Annotated in this window: 18 protein-coding genes; 15 read left to right on the top strand and 3 right to left on the bottom strand. The window is 34.7% G+C overall.

Annotated features, from left to right (window positions below):
• Window positions 1–19 precede the first annotated feature (19 nt).
• From AC0OM3_RS14485 to AC0OM3_RS14460, 6 genes are all read left to right on the top strand, one after another.
• On the top strand, window positions 20–6,025 hold the full coding sequence (locus AC0OM3_RS14485; protein WP_474212209.1) for a SpaA isopeptide-forming pilin-related protein: 6,006 nt from the start codon (window positions 20–22) through the stop codon (window positions 6,023–6,025).
• Between the two features lie 478 nt (window positions 6,026–6,503).
• A complete protein-coding gene (locus AC0OM3_RS14480; RefSeq protein ID WP_000144819.1) occupies window positions 6,504–7,241 on the top strand; it encodes a 2OG-Fe dioxygenase family protein in 738 nt (245 codons plus the stop codon).
• A complete protein-coding gene (locus AC0OM3_RS14475; RefSeq protein WP_001208950.1) occupies window positions 7,238–7,984 on the top strand; it encodes an SDR family NAD(P)-dependent oxidoreductase in 747 nt (248 codons plus the stop codon). Before AC0OM3_RS14480 ends, AC0OM3_RS14475 begins: the two co-directional genes overlap by 4 nt.
• An 88-nt stretch (window positions 7,985–8,072) precedes the next feature.
• A complete protein-coding gene (locus AC0OM3_RS14470; RefSeq protein WP_000939631.1) occupies window positions 8,073–9,014 on the top strand; it encodes a DMT family transporter in 942 nt (313 codons plus the stop codon).
• Between the two features lie 184 nt (window positions 9,015–9,198).
• Window positions 9,199–9,675: a PH domain-containing protein gene (locus AC0OM3_RS14465; protein WP_001182719.1), complete on the top strand. Its 477-nt coding sequence runs from the start codon at window positions 9,199–9,201 to the stop codon at window positions 9,673–9,675.
• Window positions 9,668–11,083 carry a PH domain-containing protein gene (locus AC0OM3_RS14460; RefSeq protein ID WP_000278146.1) on the top strand — a complete coding sequence of 472 codons (1,416 nt, stop codon included), beginning with the start codon at window positions 9,668–9,670 and terminating at the stop codon, window positions 11,081–11,083. The genes AC0OM3_RS14465 and AC0OM3_RS14460 overlap by 8 nt, the downstream gene beginning before the upstream one ends.
• A gap of 185 nt (window positions 11,084–11,268) precedes the next feature.
• On the opposite strand, the gene hmoB is transcribed toward AC0OM3_RS14460, so the two are convergent.
• Window positions 11,269–11,766 (bottom strand): heme-degrading monooxygenase HmoB, encoded by a 498-nt coding sequence (hmoB, locus tag AC0OM3_RS14455; protein WP_000644056.1) that lies wholly within the window; start codon window positions 11,764–11,766, stop codon window positions 11,269–11,271.
• Between the two features lie 127 nt (window positions 11,767–11,893).
• Here hmoB and AC0OM3_RS14450 point away from each other — a divergent pair, with 127 nt between their 5' ends.
• The 4 genes from AC0OM3_RS14450 (at window position 11,894) to hemY (ending at window position 17,626) form a co-directional block, all read left to right on the top strand.
• Window positions 11,894–14,011, top strand: coding sequence for a transglycosylase domain-containing protein (locus AC0OM3_RS14450; RefSeq protein WP_474212204.1), 2,118 nt, complete (start codon window positions 11,894–11,896; stop codon window positions 14,009–14,011).
• 177 nt (window positions 14,012–14,188) lie between these two features.
• Window positions 14,189–15,235 (top strand): uroporphyrinogen decarboxylase, encoded by a 1,047-nt coding sequence (gene hemE, locus AC0OM3_RS14445; protein WP_202822457.1) that lies wholly within the window; start codon window positions 14,189–14,191, stop codon window positions 15,233–15,235.
• Between the two features lie 14 nt (window positions 15,236–15,249).
• Window positions 15,250–16,185: a ferrochelatase gene (gene hemH / locus AC0OM3_RS14440; RefSeq protein ID WP_000726773.1), complete on the top strand. Its 936-nt coding sequence runs from the start codon at window positions 15,250–15,252 to the stop codon at window positions 16,183–16,185.
• 19 nt (window positions 16,186–16,204) lie between these two features.
• Complete coding sequence (gene hemY, locus AC0OM3_RS14435; protein ID WP_474212201.1) at window positions 16,205–17,626, top strand: protoporphyrinogen oxidase; 1,422 nt, start codon at window positions 16,205–16,207, stop codon at window positions 17,624–17,626.
• Window positions 17,627–17,677: 51 nt separating this feature from the next.
• Here the strand turns inward: hemY and AC0OM3_RS14430 are convergent, their stop codons facing one another.
• Window positions 17,678–19,030, bottom strand: coding sequence for a DUF4026 domain-containing protein (locus AC0OM3_RS14430; protein WP_474212199.1), 1,353 nt, complete (start codon window positions 19,028–19,030; stop codon window positions 17,678–17,680).
• A gap of 241 nt (window positions 19,031–19,271) precedes the next feature.
• Here AC0OM3_RS14430 and AC0OM3_RS14425 point away from each other — a divergent pair, with 241 nt between their 5' ends.
• Both AC0OM3_RS14425 and AC0OM3_RS14420 read left to right on the top strand, forming a co-directional pair.
• The gene (locus AC0OM3_RS14425) at window positions 19,272–21,638 is read left to right on the top strand and encodes a DUF6359 domain-containing protein (protein WP_000279267.1); all 2,367 of its coding nucleotides are present in this window, start codon (window positions 19,272–19,274) and stop codon (window positions 21,636–21,638) included.
• Between the two features lie 132 nt (window positions 21,639–21,770).
• The gene (locus AC0OM3_RS14420; protein WP_001176844.1) at window positions 21,771–22,070 is read left to right on the top strand and encodes a hypothetical protein; all 300 of its coding nucleotides are present in this window, start codon (window positions 21,771–21,773) and stop codon (window positions 22,068–22,070) included.
• Between the two features lie 53 nt (window positions 22,071–22,123).
• Here AC0OM3_RS14420 and AC0OM3_RS14415 read toward each other — a convergent pair whose 3' ends face one another.
• Window positions 22,124–22,969 carry a hypothetical protein gene (locus tag AC0OM3_RS14415; protein ID WP_000984166.1) on the bottom strand — a complete coding sequence of 282 codons (846 nt, stop codon included), beginning with the start codon at window positions 22,967–22,969 and terminating at the stop codon, window positions 22,124–22,126.
• A gap of 230 nt (window positions 22,970–23,199) precedes the next feature.
• Between AC0OM3_RS14415 and AC0OM3_RS14410 the strand changes: the two genes are divergently transcribed.
• The 3 genes from AC0OM3_RS14410 (at window position 23,200) to AC0OM3_RS14400 (ending at window position 26,288) form a co-directional block, all read left to right on the top strand.
• Window positions 23,200–23,601 (top strand): BlaI/MecI/CopY family transcriptional regulator, encoded by a 402-nt coding sequence (locus AC0OM3_RS14410; RefSeq protein ID WP_000184507.1) that lies wholly within the window; start codon window positions 23,200–23,202, stop codon window positions 23,599–23,601.
• A gap of 2 nt (window positions 23,602–23,603) precedes the next feature.
• Window positions 23,604–25,502 (top strand): M56 family metallopeptidase, encoded by a 1,899-nt coding sequence (locus AC0OM3_RS14405; protein WP_474212197.1) that lies wholly within the window; start codon window positions 23,604–23,606, stop codon window positions 25,500–25,502.
• Between the two features lie 213 nt (window positions 25,503–25,715).
• Window positions 25,716–26,288, top strand: a complete 573-nt coding sequence (locus AC0OM3_RS14400; protein WP_000963379.1) for a TetR/AcrR family transcriptional regulator — start codon at window positions 25,716–25,718, stop codon at window positions 26,286–26,288.
• Window positions 26,289–26,452: the final 164 nt, after the last annotated feature.

Genomic DNA, 26,452 nt, shown 5'->3' with positions numbered 1-26,452 from the left:
AAAAATTTAGGAGGGAACTATGCAAATGAAAGGTACTAAAAGGCACATTTCAATGGTTTCATTAGTTTTTCTAGTATTATTTTCAGTGCTGAATGTATGGGCTCCAGTTATTCAAGCTGCTGTGATGAAAAGTCCAGTGGACGAAATTAATATTTCCCGTACTGATGGCACGACATCTGAACCGTATCAAGCCTCAGATGGAATGAAAGTAGAAGTGAAGTGGTCAGCTAAAGAAAAAATAAAAAGTGGAGATCAGTTCACAATTGATATGCCAAAAGAGTTTCGAAAAGACCTTATGAATATGAGTTTTCCCTTAAAAGATGCTGAAGGAAAAACAGTTGGTACATGTGAGATGAAAAAGGGTTTATTAACATGTACTATGGGTGATTACGTAGAAGGAAAGAATAACATTAAAGGTTCTTTATTCGTAGAATTCTACTTTGGTCTAGAAGCATATGATGGTGTTAAAGAAATTCCATTAGAATTTAACGTTGATGGTCAAATCATCAATAAAGAAGTAAGTGTAAATAATACGACAGAGAGACCGAAGCCACAGCCCAATACGGAAAATTTATTGAAATGGGGTTCTTATAATCAAGAAGATCCTTCAATTGCTGATTGGCTTGTATATGTAAATGCAACTGGAACAGAAATGCAAGATCTTAAATTAACAGATACATTAGGACCTGGGCATGAGTTAATTACAGACAGCGTAGTATTAGAAGAGGCTGTATTTGAAGATGGTTATGCACCAACAAATATTAAGCCAGCAGATTTATCTAACATTAAAATTAATGCAACAAAGACTGGATTTACAATTAAATTTCCAGACAGTTCAAAAGGCTATATTTTAAGATATAAAACAAAGGTTACAAATCCTGCTGCAAAGCCTCATAAAAATACTGTGAAATTAGAAGGTAAAAATATTGTAACTGAAGAAAAAGTAGGACAAGTATTTGTAAGTGGTGGGGGAGGATCCGGTTCAGGTGACGATAATCCACCTAGTATTGAAAAAAATATAGTTGATGAGAATGGCAAGCTTGTAGAGAATGAGCAGCTAACACAAATGGATCAAGTTATTCAATACCAAGTTGGTACACATATACCAAAAGATCCTCTTAAATACACATCAATGGTAATTAGTGATGATTTAGAAGATGTTTTAGAAGTATTAGAGGCAAAAGTGTATGATCAAAATGGCCAAGATATTACATCTAAAGGAACGTTAAATATAGATAAACAAAGAAGTGAAGTAACATTTACGTTTGGTGAGAATTTTGACTATAAGTCATATGAAGACCAGATAATTAATCTCAGTATCAAGGCGAAAATTAAAAATGATGCAGACTTATCTTCTTACGTAGATAAGAAGATTCCTAATAAAGCGGAATTACATTTTGATGATAAAACATTAACATCAAAAGAAGTAACTATTACGCCGCCTGAAGCTCCAAAAGATGGTACAGTATCGATTCATAAAATAGATTCTGAGAATCCGAACAAAGGGTTAAAAGGTGCCGAATTTGAAGTTCGAAATAGTGCAAATGAAGTTGTTGCAAAACTGAAAACGGACGAAAAAGGTTTTTCAGTACCTCAAACTTTAGCTCCTGGGACGTATAAAGTTTATGAAACAGTAGCACCAGAAGGATATCAAAAATTAACAAGCCCAGTAGAGGTTACACTTCAAGCTGGAGAAACAAAAACAATTGAAATTAAAAATACTATGCAAAAGGGTCAAATTGAAGTAAAGAAAATTGATTCGGAAAATGGTGAAAAACCATTAGCAAATGCAGAGTTTGATATAGTAAAAGACGGTGTAGTAGTCGAACATATTGTTACAGATAAAGATGGTAAGGCAACTTCTAAACCGTTAGCACTAGGAAAATATATTTTAAAAGAAACGAAAGCGCCTGAAGGCTACCAATTAAAAGAAATAGAGTTCGAAGTAAATGTAACAGGGGACGGCATATTTCCAATACAAGTGGAAAATTCAATGATAGACAAAGGTAATATAGAAATTACAAAAGTGGACAAAGAAAACGGGGCAGTATTAGCGAGTGTCGAATTTGAAGTCCAAGATGAGAAAGATGGAGTAGTAAGAAAAGTAGTAACAGATAAAGATGGAAAAGCAAACGTTTCAGATTTATCAGTAGGAAAGTACAAATTAGTAGAGACGAAAAGCTTACCGGGTTATAAAAAGCTAACAGAACCAGTACCATTTGAAATAAAAAAAGGTATGACAAAAGCTTTAGCAATAAAAGTAGAAAATGAGCAGTTAGACAAAGGCTCAGTAGAAATTACAAAAATAGATAAAGATAGTCAAAAAGTATTAGAAGGCGTAGTCTTCGAAGTGCAAGATGAGCAAGGCAAAGTAGTAACAGAAGTAAAAACAGATAAAGATGGTAAAGCAAAAATCTCTGATTTATCAGTAGGGAAGTACAAATTAGTAGAGACGAAAAGTTTACCAGGCTACAAAAAGCTAACAGATTCAGTATCATTCGAAATTACAAAAGGTATGACAACGGTCCTATTGTTGAAAGTAGAAAATGAACAGTTAGATAAAGGTTCAGTAGAAATTACAAAAGTAGATAAAGACAGCAAAAAAGTATTAAAAGGCGTAGTCTTTGAAGTGCAAGATGAAGCTGGAACAGTAGTAAAGGAAGTAAAAACAGATAAAGATGGTAAAGCAAAAATCTCAGATCTATCAGTAGGAAAGTACAAATTAGTAGAGAAAGAAAGTTTACCAGGCTATAAGAAACTAACAGATCCAGTATCATTTGAAATAAAAAAAGGCATGACCGAAGTTCTATCATTAAAAATAGAAAATGAAATGGTAGATACGGGGAATATAGAAATTACAAAGATAGATAAAGATAATAAAGCACCGTTAGCGGGAGTAACATTCATCGTCCAAGATGAAAAGGGTAATGAAGTTACAAAAGTAACGACAGATAAAGATGGAAAAGCAAATGTTTCAGATTTACCTGTAGGAAAGTATGAATTAGTAGAGGTAGAAAGTTTACCTGGTTATAAAAAGTTAGAAAAACCAATATCATTTGAAATAAAAAAAGGCATGACCGAAGTCCTATCATTAAAAGTAGAAAATGAAATGGTGGATACAGGGAATGTAGAGATAACAAAAATAGATAAAGATAGTAAAGCTCCATTAGAAAATGTTGTATTTGAAGTACGTGATTTAAAAGGAAAAGTAGTTGCGAAAGTAAAAACGGATAAAGAAGGAAAAGCAAACGTTTCAGATTTATCTATCGGGAAGTATGAGTTGGTAGAAGTAGAAACACCGGCAGGATACAAACCACTAGAAAAGCCAATTTCATTCGAAATTGAAAAGGGTAGAGTAACAGCGCTAAAGCTAACAGTAGAAAATGAATTAGTGGATACAGGAAATGTAGAAATTACAAAAGTAGACAAAGAAACGAAAGATGCTTTAGCTGATGCAGTCTTTGAAATTCAAGATGAAGCAGGACAAGTAGTCGCTAAAATAACGACAGATAAAAAAGGACAAGCACAAGCTACTAATTTATCAGTTGGCACATACAAGTTAGTAGAAGTAAAAGCACCAAAAGGATATAAACAATTAGTAGATCCGATTACTTTCCAAATTGAAAAAGGCATGACAAAATCTCTTGCTTTAACAGTAGAAAATGAAATGTTAGACAAGGGAAATGTAGAAATCACAAAAGTAGATAAAGATAGTCAAAAAGTATTAGCAGGTGTAGTCTTCGAAGTACAAGACGAACAAGGCAAAGTAGTAACAGAAGTAACGACAGATAAAGAAGGAAAAGCAACAATTTCAGATTTATCAGTAGGAAAGTATAAATTAGTAGAAAAAGAAAGCTTACCAGGCTACAAAAAATTAACAGAACCAGTATCGTTTGAAATAAAAAAAGGTATGACGAAAGTTTTATCATTGAAAGTAGAGAACGAACAGTTAGACAAAGGTTCAGTAGAGATTACAAAAGTGGACAAAGAAAGTGGCGCAGTATTAGCGGGCGTAACATTCGAAGTGCAAGATGAAAAAGATAAAGTAGTAACGAAAGTAACAACAGATAAAGAAGGAAAAACAACAATTTCAGATTTATCAGTAGGAAAATATAAGCTAGTAGAGGTAGAAAGCTTACCAGGATATAAAAAACTAGCGAAACCAGTATCATTCGAAATCAAAAAAGGTATGACAGAAGTCTTATCACTAAAAGTAGAGAATGAACTAGTAGACAAAGGATCAGTAGAAATCACAAAAGTAGATAAAGATACTCAAAAAGTATTAGAAGGCGTAGTCTTCGAAGTACAAGACGAACAAGGCAAAGTAGTAACGGAAGTAAAAACAGATAAAAATGGTAAAGCAAAAATCTCAGACTTATCTGTAGGAAAGTACAAATTAGTAGAGAAAGAAAGCTTACCAGGCTACAAACAATTAACAGAACCAGTATCATTCGAAATTAAAAAGGGTATGACAGAAGTTCTATCATTAAAAGTAGAGAATGAACAGTTAGACAAAGGTTCAGTAGAAATTACAAAAGTAGATAAAGATAGTCAAAAAGTATTAGAAGGCGTAGTTTTCGAAGTACAGGACGAACAAGGTAAAGTAGTAACGGAAGTAAAAACAGATAAAAATGGTAAAGCAACAATTTCAGATTTATCAGTAGGAAAGTACAAATTAGTAGAGAAAGAAAGCTTACCAGGCTACAAACAATTAACAGAACCAGTATCGTTTGAAATTAAAAAGGGTATGACAGAAGTTCTATCATTAAAAATAGAAAATGAAATGGTAGATACGGGAAATGTAGAAATTACAAAAATAGATAAAGATAATAAGGCACCGTTAGCAGGTGTAGTCTTTGAAGTACAAGACTACAAAGGCAAAGTAGTAACGAAAGTAACGACAGATAAAGCTGGAAAAGCAATAGTTGCAGATTTATCAGTAGGAAAGTACAAGCTAGTAGAAGTAGAGAGTTTACCAGGCTACAAAAAATTAGAAAAGCCTGTACTATTTGAAATTACAAAAGGTATGACAAAATCTTTAGCGTTCACTGTAGAAAATGAAATGGTAGATACGGGGAATGTAGAAATCACAAAAATAGATAAAGACAGTAAAGCACCATTAGAAAATGTTGTATTTGAAGTACGTGACTCAAAAGGCAAAGTAGTTGCGAAAGTAACAACGGATAAAGAAGGAAAAGCAGACGTTTCAGATTTATCTATTGGAAAGTATGAGTTAGTAGAAGTAGAAACACCAGCAGGCTACAAACCACTAGAAAAGCCAGTATCATTCGAAATCAAAAATGGTATGACGAAAGTCTTATCATTGAAAGTAGAGAATGAACAGTTAGACAAAGGTTCAGTGGAGATTACAAAAATGGCTGCTGAAAGCAAGGAAGTCTTATCAGGAGCTGTGTTTGAAGTTCATGATGAAAAGGGAAAAGTAGTAGTGAAAGTAACAACAGATAAAGATGGAAAGGCAAAAATCGCAGATCTATCTGTAGGTAACTACACACTAGTAGAAGTAGAAGCACCAAAAGGATATGAAAAATTAACTAATCCAATTCCATTTGAAATTACAAATGGAATGATAAATGCAGTTCAATTAGAAGTATTAAACAAATTGAATCATTTAGCACCACCAGGTCCAGAAACACCAGATCCAGAAAATCCTGGAACACCGGATCCAGAAAATCCTGGAATACCAGATCCAGAAAATCCTGGAACACCAGATCCAGAAAATCCTGGAACACCGAATCCAGAAAATCCTGGAACACCGAATCCAGAAAATCCTGGAACACCGAATCCAGAAAATCCTGGAACCCCAAATTCAGAGAAACCTGGAACCCCGAATTCAGAAAATCCTGGAACACCAGATCCAGAGAAACCTGGAACACAAAATCCAGAAAAAACTGAAAAAGAATTACCGAAGACAGGGCAGAAAATGCCTGTGGAACCATATATGGGAGCACTTCTTGTAATGATGAGTTTTGGATTACTCGTATTAGGTAGAAAACAGCAGAGATAATAAATGTGAAAAGGTATCCTCAAAGTATTTGAGGATACCTTTTTTAGCATAAAAAAAGGCATCTAGCAAAAGTACTAGATGCAAATAAAAACACAAGGGAAGACAAAATTCTTCCCTTTTCCCGTATGTAATTATATCAAAAAATTTATAAAAAACTAGCTATATTTCAAATATAATTTTTAAAAAAGTTATATACATAAATAATTGCAATACACGCAGTTTTATCTTTCTGAAAAATCTATTTCTTTATTTTTGAATATTAAGACTAATGTTGATAAATCTTCAGATAATTAGAAAAAATACCCGAAAGGATATATAATATTGCTTAATAAATAATTTTAATGAATTACGTATATTTCATTTGGTGTATTAATTGAATATCATAATTTTAAATTTTATTAAGCAAGAATCTCGGTTACTTATTGCATTTCTAACATAGGGTGAGATAGAAAAATACAATAGTGTGGAGGTTTTTATAATGACGTTTGTTCTTAGTAAAATGAGTGGCTTTAGCATAGAAGAAAAGGTACATGAATTTGAATCTAAAGGATTCCTTGAAATCTCAAATGAAATCTTTTTACAAGAGGAAGAGAATCATCGTTTATTAACACAAGCACAGTTAGATTATTATAATTTGGAAGATGATGCGTACGGTGAATGCCGTGCTAGATCTTATTCAAGGTATATAAAGTATGTTGATTCACCAGATTATATTTTAGATAATAGTAATGATTACTTCCAATCTAAAGAATATAACTATGACGATGGCGGGAAAGTTAGACAGTTCAATAGCATAAATGATAGCTTTTTATGTAATCCTTTAATTCAAAATATCGTGCGTTTCGATACTGAATTTGCATTTAAAACAAATATAATAGATACAAGTAAAGACTTAATTATAGGTTTACATCAAGTAAGATATAAAGCTACTAAAGAAAGACCATCTTTTAGTTCACCTATTTGGTTACATAAAGATGATGAACCAGTAGTGTTTTTACACCTTATGAATTTAAGTAATACAGCTATTGGCGGAGATAATTTAATAGCTAATTCTCCTCGGGAAATTAATCAGTTTATAAGTTTGAAGGAGCCTTTAGAAACTTTAGTATTTGGACAAAAGGTCTTCCATGCCGTAACGCCACTTGGAACAGAATGTAGTACGGAGGCTTTTCGCGATATTTTATTAGTAACATTTTCTTATAAGGAGACAAAATGAGAGAGAATAAAATAATTATGATTTCTGGAGCCAATAGCGGTATAGGTTATGCTTGTATAAAATACTTTTTAGAAAAATCATTTCATGTAATAGCGCTTGATATTAATAATAATAATTTAATAGATTATATGAAAACAGATATGCCTTTGAAAGTAGTGCAAATTGATTTAAGTAATAGCGAAGCAATTCATAATCTTTTTACTCAATTAGATTTAGAAAAGCTTTCTCCTGATATATTAATAAATGCAGCTGGTATTCGAGAGATAACACCTGTTTTACATTTATCCGATGATATGTTTAAAAAAGTAATTGATGTAAATTTAGTAGCCCCATTTATCCTTTCTAGGGAAGTAGCGAAGCGATGGTGTGAATCGAAAATAAAAGGTTGTATTGTGAATATAGCATCGGTTTCTGGATTAATGGCTGAACCAGAGCGAGCTGCTTATGTTGCATCAAAGCATGCTTTAATCGGATTAACTAAACAGATGGCTATGGAATTTGGGAAGCAAAATATAAGGGTAAATAGCATTTCTCCTGGTGTTATTAGAACTGAACTTACAGAAGAATACTTTAGTAATAAAGCCTTGATGTCTATGATAAAAAGTAATCAATCTTTAGATACTTGGGGGTTGCCGCAGGATATTGTTTCATGTATTGAGTACTTGATTTCTGATCAGGCCCGCTTTATTACTGGTTCTAATTTTGTAATTGATGGTGGTTGGACTGCTGGGAAAAATTTATAATTGAGTGTTTTTGAGGAAAAGCACCTGTCCTTTTTTAGGCTGGTGTTTTTCTCACTATAAACCGAGTTTTTATTGGAGGGGGATTAATTTGCTTCAAAAAAGTTTTAAGCAAGAGAAAACGGTACCGGCCTTAAAGATGATAGCGTCAATGGTTATCTTTGGATCAGTTGGATTTTTTTCGGTTCAAACAAACTTACCTTCGTTTGAATTAGTGTTTGTAAGGTGTATTTTTGCGACAATATTTTTAAGTGTATGCTGGTTGCTTACAGGGCAATATAAACAAGATAAATGGGAACGAAAAGAAGTTATTCAAGTTTTAATATGTGGCTTTTTCTTAGTATTTAATTGGGTTTTCTTATTTAAAGCCTTTGAAAATATGTCAGTTACAATTGCTATCTCAGTTTATCATCTTGCACCAGTAATTGTACTGTTAATTGGAAGTATCGTCTTTAAAGAAAAATTAACATTAATATCTATCATTTCAATAGTTGTGTGTTTTGCAGGAGCTTTATTAATTGCTGGTATCGATGGAAGCTTCTCTGTCGGCTCATTAATGTCTTCAGGTATGATATGGGGATTTCTTGCAGCTCTCTTTTATGCATTTACAACTTTATTTGGTAAAGGGATTAACAAAATGAGTGCGTATGCAATGACATTTTTACAAACATTCTTGGGGATATTTCTTTTAATACCATTTATAGATTTAGATGCTTTTAGTGGCCTCACTCAAAGTAATTGGACATATATTATAGCTACTGGTTTTATTCACACAGGGATAGTATATTATCTGTTTTTTGATAGTCTACGTTATTTATCTACAAAAACAATCTCAATATTAGTTTTTTTAGATCCGGCAGTGGCAATATTATTAGATACTGTACTTACTGGATTCCGTCCAACTTTAATGCAAATAACAGGAATTCTTTTTATTTTTATTGGCATGACTTTAACATTAAAAAAATCTAAAGATAAAAAACTGAGCCAAAAAGAAAATCAAATTGAAAGCGATGCTAGTATATCTCAACAATAATGAAATATATTGTGCATAAAACGATAAACCTTGCATGAATTATGTAAGGTTTATTTTAGTTCAAAATAATTCATATTTATAATATATAATTTTCAAAACTGAGGTATGTGTTTCTTTAATATGCTTTTGATTCATATTTTTTGATAATATATAAGTAATAAATTCATAGAATTGGAGTGATGAGATGCAGCCGTTAGAAAGAGAGATTCATTCTAATATGCTGAAAGTGTGGCGAATTCACGCTTTAATTGGGGCGGCAGTTATACTAACAGTCGTAATTGCGTATTTCTTTTTTATGATTAATTTTAACTGGTGGGGCTGGTTGTTTGGACTATTAGTAACAGGAGCCATTATATTTATTCCACTTGATTATTTTGTGTTTCCAAATTTACGTCAGCGCTATTATAGTTACAGATTAAATGAAGAAGAGATTGAGATTCAAAAGGGAATGTTCGTTGTAAAACGCGTACTTATTCCGATGATCCGTGTGCAGCACGTAACGATTGAGCAAGGGCCAATCATGAGAAAGTATAATTTAGCAGAATTACATATTTCAACAGCCGCAACTTCTCATAGTATCCCAGGTTTAACGAAAGAAGAAGCAGAACAGCTGAAAAGACAAATTGGAGAACTTGCGAAAGTGAGTGATGAGGATGTATAAGAGGCAACATCCGATTACAATATTGTTAGGTATTAGGGTTGCGAGTTTGTTGCCACTTATTATTCTTGTTTTATTTAAACCTGATGAACAAGTGGAACCTTGGTATTTATTTTATCTTTTTCTTCTGGTTGTTTTATTCATCATGGCTATTTTTTCAGCAATTAAATGGTATTTTAAAGTGTACTGGATTGAGAATAATATTCTACATATAAAGCACGGTGTTTTTGTAAAGAAGGAAAGTTATTTAAATAAAGAACGTGTGCAAAATGTTAGTACGTCTTCTAACGTTATTTATCAGATGCTTGGACTTATGAAGTTAAATATAGAAGTAGCGGGTGGTGGTAGTGAACCAGAAGTGATGTTGGCTGGTATTAAAGAAGACGAGGCAAAACATTTAATCGCTTTATTACATAAGAAAGAAACTACTGTAAAAGAAGAAATAGAAGAGGAAGAAAGCAAGACGGTTTATCAGTTAACAGCGAAAGAGGTTTTAGCAGCAGCGATTACCTCTGGTCGGTTCGGACTAGTGTTTTCTGGACTAGTACTTCTTTACACAAAGTTTGATTTTATTCTTCCTGAAGGATTCACAAGTAAAGTAGAAGCGTATGTGATGGGAAACGGTGTTTATAAACTAATTGTAATAGCATTAATTTTAATGGCAATTTCATGGATTATTTCCACGGCTGGATATGTGTTGAAATATGCAAACTTTAAAATTGAGCGAAAAGGGGAAGAAATTCGTATCGTTCAAGGTTTATTTGAAAAGAAAGAGTTTGTCTTAAAATTGCACCGAATTCAAGCGATTACTGTAAAAGAAGGTATGCTTCGCCAGCCATTTGGTTATTGCGCTGTTGAAGTGGAAGCAATTCACAGTATTGGAGCAGCAAGTAATGAAGTGATGCTGCATCCGTTTATGAAGAAAAAAGATGTACGGCAACTGCTCACATATTTAGAGTTACCTTATGAAATTGAAGCGGAGATCGTTCACTTACCAAAAACAGCGTTGCGTCGTTATTTCATTATGGGCTGGTTAATAAGTATCATACTAACAGTTCTAATTGCCAGCGTTAGTATATATTTAAAACAATATATTGCATTGTTTGTTATTTTACCGTTATTTATCGTATTTTCGTTACTTGCGTATGCTAGATATAAAAGCGGCGGTTATGAATTAAGAGAAAATCAACTAACGGTTGTATATCGTGATTTTTCGAAATATACAGGAATAATGCGAAGAAGACATGTTCAAGCAGTAGGTTATAATCAATCGTATTTTCAAAGAAAGGATGAATTATGTACAACTCTTGTAGCGGTAGCGGGGCGGGGTTATGAAGTAAAGCATATGAGAAAAAAAGATTCACTTCGTATATATAATTGGTACAAAGAAAAAGGAAACACCGGTGTGTAATGGTGTTTCCTTTTTATGTCATGATTTGTCGATAAGTCGATATATTCGAAGAATCGCTGATATAATTCGAGTTACGCCGATATATTCGAAAAATCGCCGATATAATTCGAGTTGCGCTGATATATTCGAAAAATCGCCGATATAATTTCACATACCGAGAATTCCGAACTCCAAACTCCAAAAAATTAAACTAACACATTAAAAGTAGTCACAAAAGATGGACGTGAGAAAATACTCTTTTGCTGTTCCGCATGTGGATGTGCCGGAGCTTGTCCTTCTGCTTGCGTGGGACGTTTTTTATGAGCGTTTTCGAATGAACGTGATTCTGTCCAGTCTTTAAAGTTTTGCTCTGTTTCCCACATCGTTAAGATAACATATGTATCGTTACTTAATGGGCGTAGAACACGGATCGCTTGGAATCCTGGTTCGTTTTCGATAAGGCCTGCGCGGTTTTTAAAGCGGTTTTCAAATACAGGGCGACCTTCGTCTGTGACAGAAATGTTGTTACAAACGATATAGCCAGGTTGTCCTTTAAATTCACCGACAGCATCTAGTACGTCATACTTAAGTGAGCCTTCTACAGATTCTTCTGTATTTTCTTTATAAAACATATTTTTTTCATCATTTTTTGCAGTGAAATGTGCTTGTTCTAGAGGTGTTTCATATGAAATAATAGCCTTCATTTTAATGCCCCCTTAATAGTTTGTTTCTATTATATCAACTCTCTTAAAAAACTTCGAAGATAATATACATAAAGATACTTCTTTTTCAAATAATAAATGTACCATCATTTGGAAAGAAGGACGATGTATGAAGAAAGTAAAGTGGACTTTATTAGGCGGCGTCGCAACGTTCGTAGTAGCGATTGTACTCTATAAACTTATCGTGTTAGCTGGTGGCTATATGATGGATGAAAAGCAGCTCGTTTTCCACTCTTCATCACGTATCGTTGACCAGAAAGGGAAAGAAATTACGAAATTATACGTAGAAAATAGAGAGCTCGTACCGATCGAGCAAATTCCGAAGTATGTGCAACAGGCATTTGTTGCGGTGGAAGATTCTCGTTTTTATGAGCATCAAGGAATTGATTATCCCTCTATATTCCGTGCTCTTTATAAAGATACGTTAGCTGGAGAAAAGGTAGAGGGCGGTAGTACCATTACGCAGCAACTCGCTAAAAACGTCTTTTTAACTCGTGAAAAAACATTTACGCGCAAATTGAAGGAAGTCGCAATTTCTCTTCAATTAGAGCAAAAATATACGAAGCAACAAATTCTTGAAATGTATATGAACCATATTTATTTTGGTCATGGGGCTTACGGTATTCAAGCAGCAGCAAAGTTATATTTTAATAAAAATGTTGAGGATTTAACAGTAGAGGAAGGGGCAATGCTTGCAGGCCTTCCGAAGTCACCAAACGGATATTCACCGTACTATTCTGCAGAGAAGAGTAAGGAACGCCGCGATCTAGTATTGTCACTTATGCATAAACAAGGCTATTTGACTGCCGAAGATAGCGTACGTTATCAAGGAAAGACGATTGCTTTATATAAAAACTTAGACGAAAATGAGCTCGCATATATGCCGTATATTGATATGGTCATAGATGAAGCAGCTCGTTTATACGGATTGTCTCATCAAGAAGTACTTCGCGGAGGATATACGTTTGTCGTACCTATGGATGAAAAAATTCAAAAGGTAGCGTATAACCAGTTTCAAGATGCAAGGAATTTTCCTGGGAAAGAAGAAGGGGCACAAGGTGCATTTTTATTAATGGATAATCGTACGGGAGGGATTAAAGCGGCGATTGGGGGAAGAAAGTACGTCCCGAGAGGATTTAATCGTGTTTTTGCCAAAAGGCAGCCGGGATCTGTTTTAAAACCACTTATCGTTTATGCACCAGCACTAGAAACGAAAAAGTATAATCCGTATTCTTTATTAACGAATGAAAGAAATTCTTTTGAAGGGTATGAACCTCGAAATTATAATCATGAGTATTCAAAAGAAATGACGATGTATGATGCGATTTTAGAGTCGGCAAACGTACCGGCAGTTTCTTTATTAAATGAGTTAGGGGTAGAAGAAGGAAAGCAATATTTAGAAAAAGGAAATGTCCATATTGCAGATGCTGGTTTAAGTACAGCGCTTGGCGGATTGAAAAATGGCGTTTCAACATTTGATCTTGTAAAAATGTATCGTTCATTTTTAGCAAATGGAAATATTATCGAGCCGCACGTTATTGATAAAGTATTAAATAGACACGGTGCAGTCATTGGGGAATCTCCAAAAGTAGAGACGAAAATCTTCTCGAAGCAGACAGCATGGTATATGACGAAAATGTTAGAAGGAGTTGTGAAGGAGGGGACAGCGAGAGCAGGTGTATATAACGGTGCGCTAGCTGGAAAAACGGGTACAACTTCATTGCCAAATGACGATAAGGGAGCAAGAGATATGTGGTTCGTCGGCTATACACCGAACTTAGTAGGCGCTGTTTGGATTGGTTATGACCGTACGGATAAGGAACATCAGTTGCAAGGAGAAAGTGCATCTGCGACAAAATTGTTTAAGAAAATTTTAACGAAGGCTAATGTAGAACATAAAGAGAAGTTTATGAAGCCTGAAGGTGTGGAAACAATCGGTGCTCCGATTCGGCTGCGCAAAATTGAAGATGTAAAAATGAAACTATCATTTAGTCCTTTCGGTTTATTTAAAGCAAAATTAAGTTGGACGCCACTTCCAGATAACAGAATTATGTACCGAATCTATAGAGTGGAGAACGGAATTCATACGCATGTTAGCACTATAAATGGTGCTGGAGAATATGAGGAAAAGTTCGTTAACATATTTTCAAAACCGAGCTTTTACGTTGTACCATATAATTCACAAACGAATCGCGAAGGAGAAAAGTCAAAAGTAGCTAAACCATAGTTTTTCTCTGTGTTATAATAAGAATGTTGTGAAAATAGTAAGCGTTTTTACGAATGTTTGTGTCAATTTAATGAACAACGTACATAATATTATGCATTTTGTTTTTACAAGCTGTATAGTAAAAAAAGATAAATATCGAACGTATTCGAAGCATTGGTAAGGAAGGGAGCAAGGGTCTTGGTAAGAACTATAAATGAGACATTTTTAAAAGCATGTAGGGGGGAACGTACCGATTATGTACCAGCATGGTATATGCGTCAAGCAGGTCGTTCACAGCCGGAATATAGAAAGATTAAAGAAAAGTATTCTTTATTTGAAATTACACACAATCCAGAGTTATGTGCTTACGTTACAAAATTGCCGGTTGATCAATATAACGTAGACGCAGCAATTCTTTATAAAGATATTATGTCACCACTACCTGCAATTGGTGTGGATGTAGAAATTAAATCAGGTATTGGCCCAGTTATCGATAACCAAATCCGTTCTTTACAAGACGTAGAAAAACTAGGGGAAATCAATCCAGAAGATGATGTACCGTACATACTAGATACAATTCGTTTATTAACGACAGAAATGTTAGACGTACCGTTAATCGGTTTTTCAGGAGCTCCATTTACATTAGCGAGCTATATGATTGAAGGCGGTCCATCTCGTAACTACCATAATACGAAAGCGTTCATGTATGCAGAGCCAAAAGCTTGGTTTGCTTTAATGGATAAGCTAGCAGATATGGTTATCACATATTTAAAAGCGCAAATTAACGCAGGAGCAAAAGCAGTTCAAATTTTCGATTCTTGGGTTGGAACAGTAAATGTAGCAGATTATCGCGTATTTATTAAACCAGCAATGGAGCGTATTTTTGCAGAAGTTCGTAAGATGGGTGTACCGATGATTATGCACGGCGTAGGAGCTGCACACTTAGTGAATGAGTGGCACGACTTACCGCTTGATGTAGTCGGCTTAGACTGGCGCTTACCGATTGAAGAAGCACGTGCACGCGGCGTTCTTAAGGCGGTACAAGGAAATATGGACCCTTCATTCTTACTTGCACCATGGTCTGTTATTGAAGAACATGTAAAAGGTATTTTAGATCAAGGGATGAAACAGCCGGGTTATATCTTTAACTTAGGTCACGGTGTGTTCCCAGAAGTAAATCCAGATACATTAAAACGTTTAACTACATTTATTCATGAATATTCTAAAGGGAAGTTAGCGAAGTAAAGGAGAATTGCTGTATGAAAAAGAAAATTGGTTTGCTTGTAATGGCATACGGAACGCCATATAAAGAAGAAGATATTGAACGTTACTATACACATATTCGCAGAGGAAGAAAGCCAAGTCCTGAAATGTTGGAAGATTTAACAGAGCGTTACCGTGCAATTGGTGGTATTTCTCCTTTAGCTACTATTACATTAGAGCAAGCTAAGAAGTTAGAGAAGCGCTTAAATGAAGTACAAGATGAAGTAGAGTACCATATGTATCTTGGCTTAAAACATATTGAACCGTTTATTGAAGATGCAGTGAAAGATATGCATAACGACGGAATACAAGATGCAATCGCACTTGTTCTTGCACCTCACTATTCTACGTTTAGTGTGAAATCATACGTTGGACGAGCACAAGAAGAAGCTGAGAAACTTGGAAACTTAACAATTCACGGCATTGATAGCTGGTATAAAGAGCCGAAATTCATCCAGTACTGGGTTGATGCAGTGAAAGGTATATATAACGGTATGTCAGATGCAGAGCGTGAAAAAGCAGTATTAATCGTATCTGCACATAGCTTACCAGAGAAAATTATTGCAATGGGCGATCCATATCCAGATCAATTAAATGAAACAGCGGATCATATCGCGCGCGGAGCTGAAGTAGCAAACTATGCAGTAGGCTGGCAAAGTGCAGGAAACACACCAGATCCTTGGATTGGTCCAGATGTACAAGATTTAACGAGAGAACTAAATGAAAAGCACGGTTATACTTCATTCGTATATGCACCAGTTGGATTTGTTGCGGAACATTTAGAAGTTTTATATGACAATGACTTTGAGTGTAAAGTTGTAACGGATGAAATTGGTGCGAAATATTATCGTCCAGAAATGCCAAATGCATCGGACGCATTTATTGATTGTTTAACAGATGTTGTATTAAAGAAAAAAGAATCTGTACTGTAAGAAGAAAGGGGGAGCCTGCTTGAGGAAAAAAGTTGTGATCGTCGGCGGAGGTATTACTGGATTAACAGCAATGTATAACTTACAAAAAAATATTCATGAAAAAAACTTGCCGATTGATACATTACTTATAGAAGCATCGGGTAAACTTGGCGGAAAAATTCAAACCGTTCGAAAAGATGGATTTACAATTGAGCGCGGACCGGATTCTTTCTTAGCACGAAAAGAAAGTGCAGCTAGATTAGTGAAAGAATTAGGCCTTGGCGATGAACTTGTAAATAATCAAGCCGGTCAATCATTTATCCTCGTAAACAATCGATTACATAAAATGCCGAATGGATCAATGATGGGAATTCCAACGCAAATTACGCCGTTTCTATTTTCCGGGCTGTTCTCCCCAATTGGTAAACTAAGAGCTGGTTTTGATCTATTAATGCCAAGGTCAAAGCCAGTATCTGACCAATCACTCGGACAATTCTTCAGACATCGTCTTGGAAACGAAGTGGTTGAAAACTTAATAGAACCGTTACTATCGGGTATTTATGCAGGGGATATTGATGAAATGAGCTTAATGTCAACATTCCCGCAAATGTATCAGATTGAGCAGAAACATCGCAGCATTTCACTCGGTATGCGTACGCTCGCTCCGAAAGAAGAGAAAGCTGAACCGAAAAAAGGAATCTTCCAAACAGTGAAAACAGGTTTAGAATCTATCGTTGAATCTCTTGAAGCAAAGATGCATGAAGGTACGATAATAAAGGGAACTCGCATTGAAAAAGTTGCAAAACAGGGTGATGGTTATACGATTACTCTTAGTAACGGAAAAGAAATAGAAGCAGACGCTATCGTAGTGGCAACTTCGCATAAAGTATTGCCGTCCATGTTTGCTCAATACAAGCAGTTTCGTTTCTTTCGTAATATTCCATCCACATCCGTTGCGAATGTCGCACTTGCTTTCCAAAAGTCCGCAATCCAGCGCGATATTAATGGTACAGGATTTGTCGTATCACGAAATAGCGATTACACCATTACAGCATGTACGTGGACGCATAAAAAATGGCCACATACAACGCCAGAAGGAAAAACACTCCTTCGCTGTTACGTTGGACGTGCTGGTGATGAAGCGGTTGTAGAACAAACTGAAGAAGAGCTCGTTCAGCTCGTACTAGAAGATTTAAGAAAGCCGATGGATATTACAGAGGATCCAGAGTTTACAATCGTAAGCCGCTGGAAAGAAGCGATGCCTCAATATACAGTAGGCCATAACGAGCGAATGAAAAAGCTCACAACATTTATGGAGAAAGAGTTGCCTGGTATATACTTGGCAGGTAGCTCCTATGCTGGTGCTGGACTTCCAGATTGTATTAATCAAGGTGAGGAAGCTGCAAAGCGTGTATTATCTCATTTGGAGAAAGTAATAGATGCTGAATTAATCGCACAATAAACGAAACGCCTTCAATCATATTGAAGGCGTTTCGTTTATTATATAAAATACTTATTCGCCAATAAACATATATAAGTTATTTGGCTTTATAACAGCATCTCCTGCATAAATAACCCATTCTGTTAAGTTATCAAAATCTAAATGATAACTATTTCCTTCACTCATATCTTCTATGAAATATGGTTCATTAATGAGTATTCCTTGAATGAAATCTTCCGTAATGTTTTGCATTTCAAACCACATATGTTCACTTTTTCCTTCTTCGTAGGAGACACCAAACTTAGCAAGGAAACGAAAATCTTCATTTGATTGTTCAATGTGAAAAATGTTGCTGAAATACCCAAAAGTATTTTTCGCATTGTAAGCCATACGATCGGTTTCACTATTTGTTTTATAGAACATGAGCCCTGTAGCTTCCTCGTGTTCTTTGAAAAAACTTTCAATATATTCTTCTGAAGTATTAAATTTGAATAAGAGAACGGATGGAGATTGATGGTATTCATCTCGGGCATCCATTCCGCCTAAGAATACATTTTGTGAATCTATTGGTTGTAGACTCACTTCCTCATCTTCGATTGAAGATAATTGGTCCATACTCGTTTTATGCCCTATATAAGATAATCCTTTTTCCCACGGAACAGCGACTGTATGTATAGAACCTTGCTGACTATGCGCGATAACGATAGGCTCATTCATAGGGACTTGTCCATTCTCAACGGCATTATTAGCAAATGTTTGAAAGAGATCGCTAATGCCGTAGTAGGAAGAAATGCGATTTGGAATAATTAACTCTATTTCAGTTACGCCTGCTCTTAAAAGACCATGTGTATGAAACCAATATTGCGTAGGCTCACCGTCTTTATCGTCTTCATAAACGGAATGAATAACGTATAAGTCAGGAATGTCAGGTAATAATTCATTTTCAACGTGATATTCAATATAGCTTCTAGATATCACTTTCATTGCTGCACTTGAATCGATTACAAATAACAAATCTGGGGCGAGATTCCATAAGAACTGTAACTGCTGGAAAAAGCAGTCCAGTACATCGCCTACAAATAGCGTACGAGTGAAAATTTCAGTGCCGAAAGCTGCATCTTCAAAATTACGATCTACGATTGTAGTATCTTGTCTATTGTACATTTTATATCCTTCTGGATCGTTCGGTTCATCAATATGCAGTTCGTACGGTATGACTGTTTCACCCATATGTAATTCAACAATAAGGCTTGTCTCATCACTATAAACAATTTTTAAATCATCAACTTTAGTAGCGATCGTTTCTAGTCGCTGTTTTAACTGCTCAATTGTAATTCTAGTTGGTATAACGGCAATCATATCTGAAAAATGACGTTCTAATGTTCCATTCATAGCTGCGCGGTATGTTTCTGTTTGCACTTCCATCCAATCACTCCTATTCAAATGAATCCATTTTACATGCCAATTAAATGTCGATATTTTCTGTTTTCTCTCTCTAACATTATAGAGTGTATTTGTAGAAGGTGTAAAATTATTATTTTGTATTATAGTTTGAAAGCTTGTAAATTAAATAAATCTTTTGTAAAATTTGTCGAAATATAGTTCTATATAACGAATCATTTGTTATGATAGAAATGCTGAGAAAATATGAAATAGAGAGAGGAAAATGGCTGTGAAGAAATTGTTAAGTGTCTTTTTATCATTCTTGCTATTGCTTTCATTTACTGGAACTTTAGCGCAAGCAGAAGAAACTGCTTCTATGTCAGTAGAAAAAGCAATTGAAGTATTTAAGCAGCAAGGGAAAACGAAGGGGATAGTAGAAGGATATATTGTTGGATATACGCAAAGTTCTTCTAAATATACGAAGGATCCAGCTAAGTTTGATGATACAAACGTAGCAATTGCAGATTCGCCAAACGAAACGAATCCAGACAAAATCATGCCCGTTCAGTTACCGAAAGGTGATGTGAGAACGGCAGTGAATGTAAAAGATCACCCTGAAAATATCGGGAAGAAAGTTATTTTGACTGGGACTCTTGAATTATATTTTAGTAACCCAGGTCTAAAATCAGTAACAGCTTATAAGTTTCAAGGTGAAGGACAAAACCGTGTTAGCGATGTAGTAGCTTCACCGAACGGTGGAGAAGTTGCTAAAGGAACAGCGGTAACATTAACGACGAATACAGAGGGAGCAACAATCTACTATACGTTAGATGGCTCTAATCCTACTAATAAAGGTGTTCGTTATAATGGACAAATTATAGTGAATGAAAATAGTGTAGTGAAAGCAATCGCAGAAAAAGAAGGACTTACTTCTTCAGCAATTTCGACATTTTCATTTATTATCGTAAATAATGAACAGGTTCGTATTCATGACATTCAAGGAAAATCACATATGTCTCCTTACAACGGGAAGAAAGTATACAATGTGGAAGGCGTTGTCACAGCGCTTGATAAAAACGGCTTTTATATAGAAGATAATCAACCAGATAATGATCCAGCTACTTCAGAAGGTATGTACGTATATAAAAAAGATGCGAATGTAGCAGTAGGAGATCTTATTCAAGTTGATGGAGTAGTAGAAGAATATGTTGGACCAGGATATGCAGAGCGATTTGAAACAGACTTAACGACGACAGAAATTAAGGCGAGTCGCGTTGCTGTAGTCGCAAAAGATCAACCTTTACCAGCACCGATCATACTTGGAGAAAACGGTGTGAAAATCCCGGACCAGATTATTGATAATGATGCATTTGGTTTATTTGATCCAACTGAAGATGCAATCGACTTCTATGAAAGTATAGAAGGCATGCGTGTTACGATGCCAACACCAAAAATCATTACACCTCAGAAAAACGGAAATTTATATGTAACAGTAAAAAATGGTGGAGATAAAATAGTAACACAATATGGAACACCTCTATTAGATGAAAATCAATTAAACCCAGAGCGCCTTTCTGTAAAAGTACCTCGCGATTATGTAGCAAAAGTAGGAGATACTTTCACTGGAGATATAACAGGGGTAGTCGGATATGATTACGGTTCGTTCCGCATTTCGCCAATAACGGAATTACCATCTGTAGTGGATGGTGGATTTAAGCAAGTAGGCGCAAATATTCAGCCTCGTCTTGATAAGTTAACAGTTGCTACATATAACATTGAAAACTTCTCGGCGAATAAAAAAGAAACAACAGATGAAAAGGTAAAAGCGTTAGCATATTCTATTAAATACAATTTAAAAATGCCAGATATTATCGGTGTAGAGGAAATGCAAGATAATAACGGATCAATTAATGACGGTACAACAGATGCGTCATTAAGCGCAAAACGTATCATTGATGCAGTTCTAGAAATTCGCGGGCCAAAGTATGAGTATGTAGAAATCGCTCCAAACAATAATCAAGACGGAGGAGCACCAGGAGCGAATATTCGCGTCGGTTTCTTCTATAATCCATCACGCGTGAAATTAGCGACGGTACCGAAGTTACTTGATAAAAATGTCGTTCGTATTGGAGACGAAAATCCATTATTTGAAAGTACACGTAAACCGTTAGCGGCAGAATTTACGTTCCAAGGACAAAACATTGTTGTCGTTGCAAATCACTTAAACTCAAAAATAGGAGATGCAACGCCATTTGGAAAAGTGCAGCCGCTCGTATTAAAAAGTGAAGACAAACGAATTCAGTTAGCGCAAGAAGTAAATCATTTCGTACAAGGAATTCAGAAAAAGAATACGAATGCACCAGTTGTCGTGTTAGGTGATATGAACGATTTCGAATTCTCTAAACCACTAAAAACACTAGAGGGAACAATCTTAAAAGATATGTTAAACACAGTACCGAAAGAGAATCGTTACACGTACATTCACGAAGGAAATGCGCAAGTGTTAGATCATATTTTAGTAACAAACAACATCGCACCGCACACAATTGTAGATCCAGTGCACTTAAACTCAAACATAATGAAAGAGCACGGACGTGTAAGTGACCACGACCCAGTACTTGCTCAAATTGATTTGAAGAAGGCTTCTTAAAGTGGGGAACGCTTAGGTGACTAAGCGTTCTTTTTTTGCATCGTTATAGAATAGTATAAAGAGATGATTCCTTTTTTTGTAATCTAATGATAAAATTAATTGAATATTTAGTTTTTAACAAGGGGGACAACAATGCAGTTACAAATAAATGGAAAGGTAATGAATCAGTTTGCAATTTTTTTTAGTACGATCATCATGCTTCAGTTTGTAGCTGATATAACAGGACTTACAAGCAATCTAGATATTACGTATAACTTAATACATACAGCAGCTTCTTATATAACATTTAGTTTGGCGGTTATTTTCACTTTAATAGGTGCAAGAAGAGAATTAAGTAAATATGCAATTGTTTCATTATGTTTAGTTGTAGGTATTAAAGCGATTTATTTTGTAGCGGTCGTTATTTTATGGGGGTTGGCTGGTACACCGTAAGTGAATAGTAAATAAACCCTAATTTCCAATATAGTAAGGAAATTAGGGTTTTATTATACTTGAAACGCTTTTCTACACCGCTCTCTTTTTTGCAGTCTTCTTTTATATTTTTTTCTATCCCGCTTTACTCCTTGTATATACATAAGTAAGCTAACGAAAAGGAAGAAAGCACATTGCGTCATTAAAATATATGGTGACATGCCTTGCAATGGTTGTTTCGGATCATATAAATGAAAAGGTGCTCCGCCTATTGAAGGAAGTATTGTATTTAGCAGGACGTACGGAATGGAGGCGGCTGCAAATGGAAAGAGAATTGCCATATAGTCTTTTTGTGACCATACAGATGCAGCAAGTCCTAAAAGGGCCATTAAACCTGCAAATAAAAAATTAATTCCAATATATACAGTAATGTAAGTGAGAGGCGCATCAAAATATAGGTTTGCGAACATTCCATCAGCATTTATGATGCCTGACCCAACCGTAGGTGTTCCGTCTGGAATGGTTAATTTGCAAAATAATAACGATAAGATGAATGGAAGTGTATAAAGAAATCCTCCGCAAAAAAACGTAACGATATATTTCGCTACGGAATAAGGAAATATAGAAATCCCCTTACTCACAAACGGTTTAAAACCATCGGACTTATCCGAATTGTAACTTGTACTAAAGGGGAAACTCGCAATAACTGGCATTAATAATAAATAAACATCCATTTCATTGTCGCGAAATCCAATCCATTTTAAATCTGTTGATATAGGACCATTTGCTGCGTCTCCTAAATAACGAATTACATAATAATAGTGATAAATGCAAATAAGAACGAATCCACTAAGCATCATAATGAAAGAAATACGACTACAAAAAGCTTGCTTTATATTTAAACGAAGTGCACGCATCATGAATGAAAAAGCCTCCACTGTTTTGATAAACTTTTCTATTTTCTATATTACTATTAATTGTAAAGATTTTCTTGTTTTTTTTATTTGATTATTTAAAAAAGAGGAATTTTGTTGTTGTAAAGTAAGGTTAGCTGGAATTAATTTTTTCTAAAATATGGTTGACAATTAAGTATTACATTTGTAATCTTAATTGTAGATTACGAATGTAATACTTAGGAGTGAAACATACGATGACAAATCAATTACCTAAAATATCTGAAGCAGAATTAGAAATTATGAAAGTACTTTGGTCGAATTCTCCACAAACAGCGAATGAAATTATAGAAGAACTGGAAGATACAATGGACTGGAAACCAAAAACAATCCGCACATTAATTAATCGATTAGTACAAAAGGAAGCCGTTTCTTACCATCAAGATAAAGGGCGAATGTATGCTTATTATCCGTTAGTATCACAAGATAATTATTTGCAAGTGGAAACGAAATCTTTACTAAAGCGTTTTTGCGGTGCAGCGTTTAAACCATTACTTGTTAATTTCTTAAAAGAGGAGAAATTATCTTCAGAAGATATTAATGAATTAAAACGCATTTTAGATGAGAAGACAGAGGAGAATAAGAGGAAGGATCGATAAAAATGATAAACACGCTTATAAATGTATACCTTCCTCATTTTTTTGATTGGCTTATAGAAACGTCACTTATGGCTAGCATATTAGTTGGATTTATTTTATGTATAAAAGTTCTATTTAGAAATAAATTAACCCCCCGGTGGCAATATATGCTGTGGATCGTATTAATGATAAGACTCCTTTTACCGTGGTCGCCAGATAGCTCTTATAGCATTTACTCATTACTTTCCTATCGTTCTAGTGTATCGGAAGTGATTCCGAAAAATATGCCGGCTACTGAGAATATAGAGAACATAGAAAGCGACCGTAAAGTGGAATTGGAATCAAATCCTAAAATGGTGACAAAAACTAGCGAACCGGAAGTAGAAGTCAGTTTGGAAAAACAGACTACATTTTCTTTATACAAACTTGCTTTGTATGTTTGGCTAGCTGGGGTAATCATATTAGCAACCATCACGTTTCTTACAAATAGACGGTTATATTCGTACATAAAGAAACAACCCGATATTACAGATGAACAGGCCATTACAGTGTTTAATCGCTGTAAGCAGTCTATGAAAATGAAGAAGGCAGTTTCGTTACGTCTAGCGGGAAAGATTGCGAGCCCAACTGTGTTTACTTTCTTTCGTCCGAAAGTATTACTATCAAAAAAACATATGAAAGTATTAAATGAGCAACAATTACAATATGTCTTTTACCATGAGTTAGCTCATATTAAGAGAAACGATGTAGCTGTAAATTGGATTATGTACAGTTTAATCCTATTAAATTGGTTCAATCCGATTCTTTGGTACGCCTATTTTTGTATGCGAGAAGATCAAGAATTAGCCTGTGATGCATATGCACTTACTTTTATAGATAAAGAGGAACAAATTGCATACGGTCATACAATTATTACCCTTTTAGAACACTATTCCTATCAAGTACCAAGCCTAGCAAGTTTAAGTAGAAATAAACGAACACTAAAAAGGAGAATTGTTATGATTAAAAAGTTCCAGAAGAAATCGTATCGTTTTTCTTTACTCGGAGTTATTGTCATAGTTGCTATAGCATCCCTCTCTTTATTCAACGCATGTGCAACGGAAGGAAAGGAAAAGCAAGAGGATAAAGTAGAGCAGTCAAAGGATGCTTTCCAAAATGCTGTAGATATGCTGTATGGTACAGAAGAAAATGCGAAAAAAGAATATCATTATTCAGCAAGAGTGTATGAAGAAAAGACAGATTACTTATATTTAGCTGAAAAAGCTTTAACAAAAGATGAATTCCAGCAGTACATAAAATTATCTAAAAAAATTATTAATATACAGAAAAAAGGTGCTCCGAGAGATTCTGACTACGAGTCAACAGTTTTTAGAGAAGAGCGTTTATCAAAAGCTGATCGTGACAAATTATATGCACTTTATGATCAATCAAAACCATTTGATGACAAAGTATACGAATCTTTAAATTACACGGTAAAGGAAGCGCAACAACATGTTGATTTTCAAATTAAGAAGCCAACGTACACAATTGAAGGATACAATCTGAAGGATGAAAATGTAGGTTATTTTATTAAGAGAAGACCTGAATTAATTATTGAATTAGAGTATACAAACGGAAAAGGAAACTATACAACTTATCAATCGCAAGTATTTGGAGAAAGTAAAGATCCGTTTCATGCTTTATTTGGTGTAGAAGAAAACATTGAACAGTACGAATTAGAAGGTAATCAAATATTCTACGCAATTCATAACTCGGAGAGTAATTTACAAGGTATGAAGATGATTGTTCCTGCAAAAGGGAAAGATAGTGCATATCAAATTGTTATTATTAATCATAGTTTAGAGAACCCAGGAGAAGCAGTATTCGATAAAAATGTAAATAAAGAAGAATTAGAGAAAATTATGCTTTCTATGTTGAAATAGTAAAAAGGTGTTCTTAAGATGTATATCTCTAGAACATCTTTTCCTTTTCTCTTTTCTTCTGATAAACTATGGAAAGTATGATATACAATGACTGAAATTTTTTTATACTGGAAATAATAAAAAGAGAACTTGTATAGAATGTAAGCGTGTGGTAATATCAAAGATGTACCGATTGACTATATTATCCAATTGGTCATTTTTGGAGGTGATGATGTGGCAATAGATCGAAAACGTTCTATTATTGAGGCTGCAACAAAGTCTTTTTCAGCGTTCGGTTATAAAGCAACAACGATGGATCAAGTAGCGAAGTTAGCGAATGTAGGAAAAGGAACGATTTATACTTTTTTCAAAAATAAAGAAGAGCTATTTGGTGAAATTATTTCTAATTTAATTACAGAAATGAAGCAAGTTGCAGAAAATGCAATTCGTTCAGATGTTTCATTTTTTGAAAATGTACATAGAGCATTATATAGCATCTTGGAATTTAGAAAAGAACATCAGCTCATGATTAAATTAATTCAAGAAGAGCGCGATATGGGAACGAAAGAAGTACAAGAAGTTATGCAACAAGTTGATGTGGAAATCGTTTCTGTTATTCAATCGTATTTAAAGATTGCGATTGAAAAAGGTGAAATTAGCAAATGTGATCCAGAAATTACAGCATTTATTATGCTTCGCCTATACGTATCGCTTATTTTTGATTGGGAAAAAAATCACGAACCACTAGAAAAAGGAAAAATTGCAGAATTATTTGAACTTTATTTATTAAAAGGATTGTCAAATTAAGATAATCCTTTTATTATTATAAAATATGACTAAATGAACAAAACGGTCATATATTTAATTTAAGGAGGGAAAATAATTTCATATTGAGTAAAAGTTGCATAGTATAAATTCGGGGATAAGGCATATGTATGAATAAATATAGCCTTTTTATTTGGGTAAAAATG

Source organism: Bacillus sp. FAU20 (genome assembly GCF_056033865.1).
Note: the sequence above shows the minus strand (reverse complement) of the source record. Positions and strands in the feature narration are given on the sequence as shown.

Coding starts and splice junctions, on each gene's coding strand:
- AC0OM3_RS14485 (WP_474212209.1), top strand. CDS start 20: ATGCAAATGAAAGGTACTAAAAGGCACATTTCAATGGTTTCATTAGTT.
- AC0OM3_RS14480 (WP_000144819.1), top strand. CDS start 6,504: ATGACGTTTGTTCTTAGTAAAATGAGTGGCTTTAGCATAGAAGAAAAG.
- AC0OM3_RS14475 (WP_001208950.1), top strand. CDS start 7,238: ATGAGAGAGAATAAAATAATTATGATTTCTGGAGCCAATAGCGGTATA.
- AC0OM3_RS14465 (WP_001182719.1), top strand. CDS start 9,199: ATGCAGCCGTTAGAAAGAGAGATTCATTCTAATATGCTGAAAGTGTGG.
- AC0OM3_RS14460 (WP_000278146.1), top strand. CDS start 9,668: ATGTATAAGAGGCAACATCCGATTACAATATTGTTAGGTATTAGGGTT.
- hmoB (WP_000644056.1), bottom strand. CDS start 11,766: ATGAAGGCTATTATTTCATATGAAACACCTCTAGAACAAGCACATTTC.
- AC0OM3_RS14450 (WP_474212204.1), top strand. CDS start 11,894: ATGAAGAAAGTAAAGTGGACTTTATTAGGCGGCGTCGCAACGTTCGTA.
- hemH (WP_000726773.1), top strand. CDS start 15,250: ATGAAAAAGAAAATTGGTTTGCTTGTAATGGCATACGGAACGCCATAT.
- AC0OM3_RS14430 (WP_474212199.1), bottom strand. CDS start 19,030: ATGGAAGTGCAAACAGAAACATACCGCGCAGCTATGAATGGAACATTA.
- AC0OM3_RS14425 (WP_000279267.1), top strand. CDS start 19,272: ATGGCTGTGAAGAAATTGTTAAGTGTCTTTTTATCATTCTTGCTATTG.
- AC0OM3_RS14420 (WP_001176844.1), top strand. CDS start 21,771: ATGCAGTTACAAATAAATGGAAAGGTAATGAATCAGTTTGCAATTTTT.
- AC0OM3_RS14415 (WP_000984166.1), bottom strand. CDS start 22,969: ATGATGCGTGCACTTCGTTTAAATATAAAGCAAGCTTTTTGTAGTCGT.
- AC0OM3_RS14410 (WP_000184507.1), top strand. CDS start 23,200: ATGACAAATCAATTACCTAAAATATCTGAAGCAGAATTAGAAATTATG.
- AC0OM3_RS14405 (WP_474212197.1), top strand. CDS start 23,604: ATGATAAACACGCTTATAAATGTATACCTTCCTCATTTTTTTGATTGG.